This window comes from Asticcacaulis sp. DW145, from assembly GCF_037101385.1.
Lineage (GTDB): Bacteria > Pseudomonadota > Alphaproteobacteria > Caulobacterales > Caulobacteraceae > Asticcacaulis > Asticcacaulis currens.
Genome location: NZ_AP029025.1, coordinates 881,096 through 893,345, shown reverse-complemented (window position 1 = coordinate 893,345; position 12,250 = coordinate 881,096). Strand labels below are relative to the sequence as shown.

General features: G+C 61.4%; 5 protein-coding genes. 4 read left to right on the top strand and 1 reads right to left on the bottom strand.

The annotated features are described in order from the left end of the window. The first annotated feature begins 8 nt into the window (after positions 1–8). On the top strand, positions 9–455 hold the full coding sequence (locus AACH73_RS15350; protein ID WP_338735799.1) for a hypothetical protein: 447 nt from the start codon (positions 9–11) through the stop codon (positions 453–455). A gap of 12 nt (positions 456–467) precedes the next feature. On the opposite strand, the gene AACH73_RS15345 is transcribed toward AACH73_RS15350, so the two are convergent. Then, positions 468–2,012, bottom strand: a complete 1,545-nt coding sequence (locus AACH73_RS15345; RefSeq protein ID WP_338735798.1) for a PAS domain-containing protein — start codon at positions 2,010–2,012, stop codon at positions 468–470. A gap of 251 nt (positions 2,013–2,263) precedes the next feature. Here AACH73_RS15345 and AACH73_RS15340 point away from each other — a divergent pair, with 251 nt between their 5' ends. The 3 genes from AACH73_RS15340 (at position 2,264) to rpoC (ending at position 12,217) form a co-directional block, all read left to right on the top strand. Beyond that, positions 2,264–3,493: a hypothetical protein gene (locus AACH73_RS15340; protein WP_338735797.1), complete on the top strand. Its 1,230-nt coding sequence runs from the start codon at positions 2,264–2,266 to the stop codon at positions 3,491–3,493. Positions 3,494–3,837: 344 nt separating this feature from the next. Next, on the top strand, positions 3,838–7,911 hold the full coding sequence (gene rpoB / locus AACH73_RS15335; RefSeq protein WP_272741963.1) for a DNA-directed RNA polymerase subunit beta: 4,074 nt from the start codon (positions 3,838–3,840) through the stop codon (positions 7,909–7,911). 121 nt (positions 7,912–8,032) lie between these two features. Beyond that, positions 8,033–12,217 carry a DNA-directed RNA polymerase subunit beta' gene (rpoC, locus tag AACH73_RS15330; protein WP_338735796.1) on the top strand — a complete coding sequence of 1,395 codons (4,185 nt, stop codon included), beginning with the start codon at positions 8,033–8,035 and terminating at the stop codon, positions 12,215–12,217. Positions 12,218–12,250 lie beyond the last annotated feature (33 nt).

Sequence of the window (12,250 nt, the reverse complement as noted above, 5' to 3'; positions counted from 1 at the left end):
ATACGTCCATGCCGCCCGACCTTCGCCGCTCACTGGATTTGATCCGCCGCCTGATGCCGCCCGAACAGCCGTGGTGGCTGATCGGCTCGGCGGCCCTGTCACTGAGCGGGCTGCCGGTCACGGTACGCGACGTGGATGTTTATGGCCCCTCAGAGGTCATCGAGGCCGCCCGGATCGCCCTGGGCGTGCCCGTGAGTCCGCCGCGCGCCGACAATCGCTTTCGCTCCCGCCCTTATTTTCAGTACCGTCCACCGGGCGGGCTGGAGATCGACTTTATGGGCGGATTGCAAGTGTTTTCAGCGGGCGACTGGCGTGAGTTGCGAATCGAAAGTGATGCGTGGATCGAAGGGGTGCGGGTGCCGACCCCGAGCGAACAGGCGGCCCTGCTGCGCCTCTTCGGACGCCCGAAGGACAGGGCGCGTCTGGCGCTGATCAGCGGCTCAGACACGCCTTGAGCGACCCAGGGCTCAGGCCCGCAGCTTTTCGAGCTGGTTGATGTTTTCGCGGACGTCGGAGGCGAAATTCTGGATTAGGGTTTCCAGTTGCAGCGACTTTTGCGAGACCTCATCGACGCGGCGGGCGATCTCCTGAGAGGCGGCATCCTGCTGCGACACCGCGCCCGCGATTTCCGAACCGATAGATTCCGTGGTCTGGGTTACGTGGGTCACTTCGTTCATCGAGGCCGAGGCTTTTTCGGCCGCCGTCTGGATGGTGGAGATATGCGACTGGATTTGCTTGGTGGCATTGGCCGATTGCGTCGCCAGTTGCTTGACCTCGGTCGCCACGACGGCGAAGCCCTTGCCCGCTTCGCCCGCGCGCGCCGCCTCTATGGTGGCATTGAGGGCCAGCAGATTGGTCTGCGACGCGATGCCGTTGATCAGGGTCACCACTTCGGAAATCTGGGCGATAGAAGCCTGTAGCTCTGAAAAGACCTTTGAGGTTTCGCCGACATTGGCCGACGCCTGTGCCGTGGCTTCGGAGGAACGGCGCACACGGCTGGCGATTTCACGGATAGACAGGGCCAGTTCGTCAGTCGCCCCGGCAATGGCGGCGATTTCGCCGGAGGACTGGGTGGCGACGGCGGTGGAGTCGGTGACCATGCTTTCGACCAGTTGCGTAATGCGGTGATGAATGCGGCCTTCTTCAACGCGGCTGAGCTCGGCCAGTTTCTGTTCGTGCACGTCGATCAGCGAGCCGCAGGCCCGCAGCGGGGTGCCGGAACGGTCGCGCAGCACGCCGCCCACCGCCCGGAACCATTTGTAGCTGCCGTCAGCGATCTTGAGACGGTAGGTCACATCATAGCTCAGCTTGCCCGTGCGATCATTGAGGCAGGCGGAAAAGGCATCGAAGGTCGGCTGGGCGTCTTCGGGATGCAGGCGGTCGGCCCAGGAGGATACCACGTCCGGAAATCCCTTATAGTCGTGCGGGGCAAAACCCATCACACGCCGCAGTTCGGGGGACCAGCGCCAGCGGCTTTGGGCGTGCATCGGATCGGCATTGTGGATGATGGCGTCCCACAGACCGACGCCTGCAAAGCTGTCCAGCAGCTCAAAGCGGGTGACCGCGTCGCGTTCCTCGTGGATGTCGATCAATGCCCCGCAGGCGCGAACGGCTGTACCCTGCGTATTGCGCACCACGCCGCCGATGGCGCGGAACCAGCGATAGGCCCCGTCGCGCCTCTTCAGACGATATTGCACGTCGTATTTCGTCTGCCCCGAGCGGTCCGCCAGACAGGCACCAAAGGCGTCAAAGGTCGCCTGCGCGTCTTCAGGGTGCAGGCGGTCCGACCACGAATGGACCTCTTCGGGGAAGCCCGCCACATCGCCGGGCTGAAAGCCCAGCAGACGGCGGAACTCTTCCGACCAGCGCCACTGGCTTTCGCGGTGCATCGGGTCGCCATTATGCAGCACCGCGTCCCACAGGCCGACTCCGGCGTGACGGCTCAAAACCGACCACAGCTCCTTGAACGACTGGCTTTCCGTATCGGTCTTCGCGTTGGAAAATAAGCCCATCTCTTAATGCCTCCCTGCTGAACTGTATCGGGCCGTCGGTTTCGCGGCGCACTTATAGTGATGTTATTCCTCGGCCGGTCTTTCGGTTTGGTTAATGAGACATGGAGTAAGCGCATGTTTTTAAATACCTATTTATGTTTGCGTCGCGGTGCCATGCAACCTTTCCGGTGCCGCTTTTGAGGGTGGCGTGATGATCGCCCACTTGTCATTTCTCGTGCGCCCTGCCTTACTGAGGGGCAATGGAGGCTGCGATGTGGAAATGGATCGGTGTGCTGTGCTGTCTGGCTGGACCGGCCATGGCGGCGGACTATTACGTCAATGGGACGACCGGTAACGACGCCCAGCCGGGTACTCAGGCGCAACCCTGGCGCAGCCTCAGCCGCGTCAATGCCCAGACGCTTGAACCCGGCGATCGTGTCTTGCTGGCGCGTGGCACCGCCTTTGTCGGGCATCTGACTATTGCCCAGTCCGGCACTGAGGCCAAACCCATCGTGGTCAGCGCCTATGGCGAGGGGCCCGCGCCGAAGCTGATGAACCCGCGCTTCGGGCTGGAATTCGGGCGGGTTGTGTCGGTGTACGGCAGCTATGTGACCGTCGAAAACCTCTACCTCTATGACGGGGCCACCCCGCCGCCGGATGAGCCGCCCTTGCCGTGGAAGGAAAGCCACCAGCACAAACTGGTGACCGATATGGCCGGTATCTATACCGATGCCACCACCCACCACGTCACCCTGCAAAACAATGAATTCAACAATATGCCGGTGGGTGTTCGCGTGCGTGGCGCGAACTCACTTGTGAAGGGCAATTATTTTCACGACGCCTCGCGCATCACCGAATACTGGGGCGCGATGGCCATTGTCATTGTCGGGCCGCACAATGAGGTGGCGCACAACCGCATTGAAAACTACGGCTTCTATGGCGGGGCCTATGTCAATGACGGAGCGGCGGTCGAACTGGACGGCGAGGACCGTTTCTTCGACGCGCACCACACCTTTGTGCACCACAATCTGTCGCGCAATACCAAGGGCGGCTTTCTGGAAATCGCCGGCAATACGCACGACGTGACCATCGCCAACAATATCAGCGACGATGTCGATAAGTTCGTCGGGACCAATGGCATCCGCAACCTGAAGATCGACGGCAATATCATCATCCGTACACGGATTCCGGACATTACGGACAAGGACTTCTGGTCGCTGCGCGCAATCTTCTGGTCGATCTGCTGGAACGGCTGCGCCGGCGACCGCGACGCCGGGGTGAGCATCACCCGCAATATCTTCTATCTGACGGCCCCGCATCGCATCTACCTAGGGCCGGACAATCCCCACGGCTTTATGTCGGCCACGCACAGCGCCAATCTCTATTGGTCGCCGGACGGGGACGCCGCCGCCATGCTGGGTCAGCCACTGGGGGCCGGGGAGGCCATTGCCGATCCGGGGTTTAAAGACCTGCTCAACGGGGACTACGGGCGTTCGCACTAAGTAGCCTTCTCTGATTCAAGGGTGAGGGGCTAAAGTGGCACGGGCAATTGAGCCTCGCGTGACTTGCAAAATAATCCCCCACACCCCCTCGACAAGTGGGGACAGTTGCGCTATGGCATCCTCCCTTTTAAGGCGTATTGCGTCCTTAAACCTGCCCGAATGCCGGTCTTCTGCTCTTTCCACCGGCGATGGGGCCTGACTTTCTGTTTTGGAAAGTTATTGAAAAACAGCGTCTTTGACCGCAAACGGTCATAAAAGAGCGGGCGCATCCAACTGTTTCTCAATGCCCCATCCGGGGTCTCTCGACACATTCACTGCGTCTCAAACGCTTTACAGGAACAACGATGGCCTTATCGTTCACCGAAAAGAAGCGGATTCGGAAGTCTTTTGGCCGAATCCCCGAAGCGATCCGTATGCCGAACCTGATCGAGGTTCAGCGCTCCTCCTACGAACAATTCCTGCAACGTTTCGTCCGCGCTTCGGAGCGCGTTGACGACGGTCTGGAAGCCGTGTTCAAGAGCGTCTTCCCGGTCAAGGACTTCAACGAGCGTGCGACCCTCGAATACGTCTCTTACGAGTTCGAAGAGCCGAAATACGACGTCGAAGAGTGCATTCAGCGCGACATCACCTATGCCGCTCCGCTGAAGGTCAAGCTGCGCCTGATCGTGTTTGAAACGGACGAGGACACGGGTGCCCGTTCGGTGAAGGACATCAAGGAGCAGGACGTCTATATGGGCGATATCCCACTCATGACGGACAAGGGCACCTTTATTGTCAACGGCACCGAGCGCGTGATCGTGTCGCAGATGCACCGCTCGCCGGGCGTCTTCTTCGACCACGACAAGGGCAAGACCCATTCGTCGGGCAAGCTCCTGTTCGGCGCGCGCATCATCCCGTACCGCGGTTCGTGGCTCGATTTCGAATTCGACGCCAAGGACATCGTCTATGTGCGTATCGACCGCCGCCGCAAGCTGCCCGCCACGACCTTCCTGTCGGCGCTGGGCATGGACGGCGAAGAAATCCTCACCACCTTCTACGACGTCGTGCCCTATGAGAAGCGCGATGCCGGCTGGGTCACGCCGTACAAGTTCGAGCGCTGGCGCGGTGTGAAGCCGGAATTCGACCTGATCGACGCCGACTCGGGCGAAGTGGTCGCGCAGGCCGGGACCAAGATTTCGGCGCGTACCGCCAAGAAGCTGGGTGACACGGTGAAGGCGCTGCTGCTGTCGCCGGACGCCCTGAATGGCAAGTATCTGGCGCGCGACGCGGTCAATTTCGAGACCGGCGAAATCTACGCCGAAGCCGGTGACGAGCTGGACCCCGCCGCCATCAAGGTACTGGAAGAGCAGGGCTTCACCACCATCGACGTCCTCGATATCGACCACGTGACCGTGGGTGCCTATCTGCGCAATACGCTGCGCGTCGATAAGAACACGTCGCGCGAAGATGCGCTGTTCGACATCTACCGCGTCATGCGTCCGGGCGAGCCGCCCACGATCGAAGCCGCCGAAGCCATGTTCCAAGGCCTGTTCTTCGAACTGGAGCGCTACGACCTGTCGGCCGTGGGCCGCGTCAAGATGAACATGCGCCTTGAGCAGGACGTCGCCGACTCTGAGCGCACCCTGCGCAAGGACGATATTCTGAAGATCCTGCGCATCCTGATCGGTCTGCGCGACGGTCGCGGCGAAATCGACGATATCGACAACCTCGGTAACCGTCGCGTGCGTTCGGTGGGCGAGCTGCTGGAAAACCAGTACCGCGTCGGCCTACTGCGCATGGAACGCGCCATCAAGGAGCGCATGTCGTCGGTCGATATCGACACCGTCATGCCGCACGATCTGATCAATGCCAAGCCGGCCGCGGCGGCGGTGCGTGAATTCTTCGGCTCGTCGCAGCTGTCGCAGTTCATGGACCAGACGAACCCGCTGTCGGAAATCACGCACAAGCGCCGCCTGTCGGCCCTTGGGCCGGGCGGTCTGACGCGCGAACGCGCGGGCTTCGAAGTCCGCGACGTGCACCCGACCCACTATGGCCGTATCTGCCCGATTGAAACGCCGGAAGGCCCGAACATCGGTCTGATCAACTCGCTGGCCACCCACGCCCGCGTCAACAAGTACGGCTTCATCGAAAGCCCGTACCGCAAGGTCATCGACGGCAAGCCGCAGGACGAAGTCGTCTATATGTCGGCGATGGAAGAGTCCAAGCACGTCATCGCTCAGGCCAATATCAAGCTGGGCAGCGAAGGCATTGTCGAAGACCTCGTGCCGGGCCGTGTCAACGGTGAGCCGGGTCTGCAACCGGCTCCGACCGTCGATTATATGGACGTGTCGCCGAAGCAGGTCGTTTCGGTCGCCGCGGCCCTGATCCCGTTCCTCGAAAACGACGACGCCAACCGCGCGCTGATGGGTTCGAACATGCAGCGTCAGGCCGTGCCGCTGGTGAAGGCCGATGCGCCCTTCGTCGGTACCGGCATGGAATCGGTCGTCGCCCGCGACTCCGGGGCGACCATCGCTGCCCGCCGCACCGGCGTGATCGAGCAGGTTGACGCCACCCGTATCGTCGTGCGCGCCACGGACGAGCTTGATCCCACCAAGCCGGGCGTCGATATCTATCGCCTGTCGAAGTTCCAGCGCTCGAACCAGAACACCTGTATCAACCAGCGTCCGATCGTGAACGTGGGTGACAAGGTGTCGGCCGGTGACATCATCGCGGACGGCCCTTCGACCGACCTCGGCGATCTGGCTCTGGGCCGCAACGTCCTCGTCGCCTTCATGCCGTGGAACGGCTACAACTTCGAAGACTCGATCCTGATTTCCGAACGCATCGTGCGCGACGACATCTTCACCTCTATCCACCTGGAAGAGTTTGAAGTCATGGCCCGCGACACGAAGCTTGGGCCGGAAGAAATCACCCGCGACATCCCGAACGTCGGCGAAGAAGCCCTGCGCAACCTCGACGAAGCCGGTATCGTGGCCATCGGTGCCGAAGTGCAGCCGGGCGACATCCTCGTCGGCAAGGTGACGCCGAAGGGCGAAAGCCCGATGACGCCGGAAGAAAAGCTTTTGCGCGCCATCTTCGGTGAAAAGGCTTCGGACGTGCGCGACACCTCGCTCCGTCTGCCCCCCGGCGTCGCCGGTACCATCGTCGAAGTCCGCGTCTTCAACCGTCACGGTGTGGACAAGGACGAACGCGCCATGGCTATCGAGCGCGCCGAAATCGAGCGTCTAGGCAAGGACCGCGACGACGAACTGTCGATCCTTGAGCGCAACATCTATGGCCGTCTGAAGGAAGTCATCCTCGGTCAGACCGCCGTTTCGGGCCCGAAGGGTCTGGGTCGCGGTGAAATCACCGAAGAGAAGCTCTCCGAAATCTCTAAGGGCCTGTGGTGGCAGATCGCGCTCGAAGACGAGAAGCTGATGGGCGAACTGGAGGCCATGAAGCGCCAGTTCGAAGACGCCCGCAAGCGTCTGGACCGCCGCTTCGAGGACAAGGTCGAAAAGCTGCAACGCGGCGACGAACTGCCGCCGGGCGTCATGAAGATGGTCAAGGTCTTCGTGGCCGTGAAGCGCAAGCTTCAGCCGGGCGACAAGATGGCCGGCCGTCACGGCAACAAGGGGGTTATCTCCAAGATCCTCCCGGTCGAAGACATGCCGTTCCTCGCCGATGGTGAGCACGTCGATATCGTGCTGAACCCGCTGGGCGTGCCGTCGCGCATGAACGTCGGTCAGATCTTCGAAACCCACCTCGGCTGGGCCTGCGCTAATATCGGCAAGCAGATCACCAACCTGCTCGAAGAGTGGCAGAACGGCGGTCAGAAGCAGGCGCTCATCGACCACCTGAAGGGCGCTTACGGTGCCGATCAGGAGCTGCCGGAAACGGAAGAAGAGCTGATCGAACTGGCGAAAAACCTCGCGCGCGGCGTGCCGATCGCGACCCCGGTTTTCGACGGTGCGCACATCAACGACATCGAGAACATGCTTGAGTTTGCCGGTCTCGATCGTTCGGGTCAGTCGATCCTGTACGATGGTCTGACGGGTGAGCAGTTCAAGCGTCCGGTCACCGTCGGCATCATCTACATGCTGAAGCTGCACCACCTCGTCGATGACAAGATCCACGCACGCTCCATAGGGCCATACTCGCTCGTCACCCAGCAGCCGCTGGGCGGTAAGGCGCAGTTCGGCGGTCAGCGCTTCGGGGAAATGGAGGTCTGGGCTCTGGAAGCCTATGGTGCCGCCTATACCCTGCAGGAAATGCTGACCGTGAAGTCGGACGACGTGGCCGGCCGGACCAAGGTGTACGAAGCCATCGTCCGCGGCGACGACAGCTTCGAAGCCGGTATCCCGGAAAGCTTCAACGTCCTGATCAAGGAAATGCGTTCGTTGGGTCTGAACGTGGAACTGGAAAACGGGCAGGGATAGTCCTGACCTTCGCCTAAGCTCCTCCCCTGCGTAGCGGGGGAGGGGAACCACGAAGTGGTGGAGGGGGCCTTCTCCCGCATCGCTGCCCACTAAGTTCTAATGACGGAAAGCTGGAATTCATATGAACCAGGAAGTCCTCAATATCTTCAATCCGGTCCAGGTCGCCCCGACCTTCGACCAGATCCGCATCACCTTGGCCTCGCCCGAAAAGATCCTGTCGTGGTCGTTCGGTGAGATCAAGAAGCCGGAAACCATCAACTACCGCACGTTCAAGCCGGAACGTGACGGCCTGTTCTGCGCCCGTATCTTCGGTCCGACCAAGGACTACGAATGCCTGTGCGGCAAGTACAAGCGCATGAAGTACAAGGGCATTATCTGCGAAAAGTGCGGCGTCGAAGTGACCCTGTCGCGCGTTCGCCGTGAACGCATGGGCCATATCGAGCTGGCGTCGCCGGTTGCGCACATCTGGTTCCTGAAGTCGCTGCCCTCGCGCATCGCCATGTTCCTCGACATGGCGCTGAAGGACGTTGAGCGCGTTCTGTACTTCGAAAACTACATCGTCACCGAGCCGGGCCTGACGCCGCTGAAGCTCAACTCGCTGCTCAGCGAAGACGAGTACTATCGCTATCAGGAAGAGTTCGGCGACGACAGCTTCACCGCTGAAATCGGGGCCGAAGCCATCCGCAACATGCTGATGTCGATGGACCTCAACGAGGTCGCCGACAAGCTGCGTGCCGAACTGGCCGACAATCCGTCGGAAATGAAGGCCAAGAAGGCCTCCAAGCGCCTCAAGCTGATCGAAAACTTCATCGAATCCGGCAACCGTCCGGAATGGATGGTGCTGACGGTCGTGCCGGTCATCCCGCCGGAACTGCGCCCGCTGGTGCCGCTGGACGGTGGCCGTTTCGCCACCTCTGACCTCAACGACCTCTATCGCCGCGTCATCAACCGCAACAACCGTCTGAAGCGCCTGATGGAACTGCGCGCGCCGGACATCATCATCCGCAATGAAAAGCGGATGTTGCAGGAATCGGTCGATGCCCTGTTTGACAACGGCCGTCGCGGTCGCGTCATCACAGGTGCCAACAAGCGTCCGCTGAAGTCGCTGGCCGACATGCTGAAGGGTAAGCAGGGTCGCTTCCGTCAGAACCTGCTTGGTAAGCGCGTGGACTATTCCGGTCGTTCGGTTATCACCGTCGGTCCGGAACTGAAGCTGCACGAATGCGGCCTGCCCAAGAAGATGGCGCTGGAACTGTTCAAGCCCTTCATCTATGCGCGACTCGACGCCAAGGGCCTGTCGGGCACCGTCAAGCAGTCCAAGCGCATGGTCGAGCGCGAGCAGCCGCAGGTGTGGGACATCCTCGAAGAGGTCATCCGTGAACACCCGGTCCTGCTCAACCGCGCCCCGACCCTGCACCGCCTCGGCATTCAGGCCTTTGAACCGAAGCTGATCGAAGGCAAGGCGATCCGTCTGCACCCGCTCGTCTGTTCGGCCTTCAACGCCGACTTCGACGGCGACCAGATGGCCGTCCACGTGCCCCTGTCGCTCGAAGCGCAGCTTGAAGCGCGCGTGCTGATGATGTCCACCAACAACATCCTCAGCCCCGCTAACGGCAAGCCGATCATCGTGCCGTCGCAGGACATCGTGCTGGGTCTCTACTACCTGTCGCTGGTCAAGGACGGTGAGCTGGGTGAAGGCATGATCTTCGCCGACCTCAACGAAATCCAGTCGGCGCTCGACGCCGGTGTCGTTTCCATGCACGCCAAGGTCAAGTGCCGCTTCACCGAAGTGGACCCGGACGGCGTTCAGCGCACCCGCGTCATCGACACGACGCCGGGCCGCATGAAGATCGCTGCCCTGCTGCCGCTGCACGCTTCCATCGGCGTCCGCGTTCTGGAAAAGAACCTGACCAAGAAGGAAATCGGTAACCTGATCGACGTGGTCTATCGCCACTGCGGTCAGAAGGCGACGGTGATCTTCGCCGACCAGATGATGGCTCTGGGCTTCAAGGAAGCTGCCCGCGCCGGTATCTCGTTCGGTAAGGACGACATCGTTATCCCCGAAACCAAGCACGGCATCGTCGAAGAGACGCGCAAGCTGGTGGAAGAATACGAGCAGCAATACGCCGACGGTCTGATCACCAAGGGTGAGAAGTACAACAAGGTGGTTGACGCCTGGTCCAAGGCGACCGACCGCGTGTCGGACGAGATGATGAAGGAAATCAGCCGCAAGCTGAAGACCGACGATGGCCGTGAAAAGGAGATCAACTCGATCTACATGATGGCCAACTCCGGTGCCCGCGGTTCGCAGGCCCAGATGAAGCAGCTCGGCGGGATGCGCGGCCTGATGGCCAAGCCGGACGGTTCGATCATCGAAACGCCGATCATCTCGAACTTCAAGGAAGGCCTGACCGTTCTTGAATACTTCAACTCGACCCACGGTGCGCGTAAGGGTCTGGCCGATACGGCTCTGAAGACGGCGAACTCCGGTTACCTGACCCGTCGTCTCGTGGACGTGGCTCAGGACTGCATCATCATGGAAGAGGACTGCGGCACGACCAAGGGCATCACCATGCGCGCCGTCGTCGAAGGCGGTGACGTGCTGGTGTCTCTGGGCGCGCGCGTCCTTGGTCGCACCACGGCCGAAGACATCAAGGACGTCGCTTCGGGCGAAGTCGTGGTGTCGGCCGACACCTATGTCGATGAAAACGTCGTCGATCAGATCGAAGCTTCCGGCGTTCAGTCGGTCAAGGTGCGCTCGGTCCTCACCTGTGAGGCCGAACAGGGCACCTGCGCCGCCTGCTACGGTCGTGACCTGGCCCGCGGCACCCGCGTCAATATGGGTGAAGCGGTCGGCGTCATCGCCGCGCAGTCGATCGGTGAACCGGGCACCCAGCTCACCATGCGTACCTTCCACATCGGCGGTACGGCTCAGGTGGCCGAGCAGTCCTTCTATGAGACGACGTCGGACGGCGTGATCAAGCTGTCGGCGGCTCCGACCGTCCGTGGCTCGCACGGCGACCTGATCTCCATGTCGCGCAACCTGATCATCACCATCCATCACGATGGCAAGGATCGCGAAACCTACAAGGTGCCCTACGGCTCGCGTCTGCGCGTCGAAGAGGGCACCGAGGTCAAGAAGGGCCAGCGTCTGGCGGAGTGGGACCCCTATACCACCCCGATCATCACCGAAGTCGGCGGTAAGATCCGCTTCGAAGATCTGACCGAAGGTCAATCGGTCCGCGAGGAAACCGACGAAGCCACCGGCATCACCAACCGCGTCGTCACCGACTTCCGCGCCTCTTCGCGCGCGGCGGATCTGCGTCCGACCCTCGGTCTGGTTGATGACAGCGGCGCCTATAAGCGTCTGTCGAACGGGGCCGAAGCCCGCTACCTGCTGCCGGTCGGGGCCATTCTATCCGTCGGCAATGGCGACGAGGTCCGTCCGGGTGAAATCATCGCCCGTATCCCGACCGAAGGTGCCAAGACCCGCGACATCACCGGCGGTCTGCCGCGCGTCGCCGAACTGTTCGAAGCCCGCCGTCCGAAGGATTGCGCCGTCATCGCCGAAATGGATGGCCGCGTCGAATTCGGTCGCGACTACAAGAACAAGCGCCGCATCAAGATCACCCCGGAGGACGGTGGCGAACCCGTCGAATTCCTGATCCCGAAGGGCAAGCATATCTCCGTCCACGACGGCGATATCATCCAAAAGGGCGACTACATCATCGACGGCAACCCGGATCCGCACGATCTGCTGCGTATTCAGGGCGTTGAGGCGCTGGCCGAATACCTCGTCAACGAGGTGCAGGAGGTCTATCGTCTGCAGGGCGTGCCGATCAACGACAAGCACATCGAAGTCGTGGTCCGTCAGATGCTGCAAAAGGTCGAAATTCTGGAGCCCGGCGATACCGGCCTCATCAAGGGCGATCAGCTCGACAAGGGCGAAGTGGAAGCCGAGAACCTCAAGGCCGAAAAGCGTGGCGGTCGTCCGGCCCTCACGGCCCCGGTCCTGCTCGGTATCACCAAGGCCTCGCTCAACACCAAGAGCTTCTTCTCGGCCGCTTCATTCCAGGAAACGACGCGCGTCCTGACCGAAGCCTCGGTGCAGGGCAAGATCGACACCCTCGACGGCCTGAAGGAAAACGTCATCGTCGGCCGTCTGATCCCGGTCGGCACCGGCGCCTATCTGCGCCGCCTGCAACGCATCGCCATGAAGCGCGACGAGGCTTTGGCCCATCAGCGCGAAGAGACGATGGAGCCGCTGCCGGCGGAAGTCCTGCTCGAAGGCCCTGCGGCCGAGTAGTAAGGAATGAAAGGCGAGGGGTCTCGACCCCTC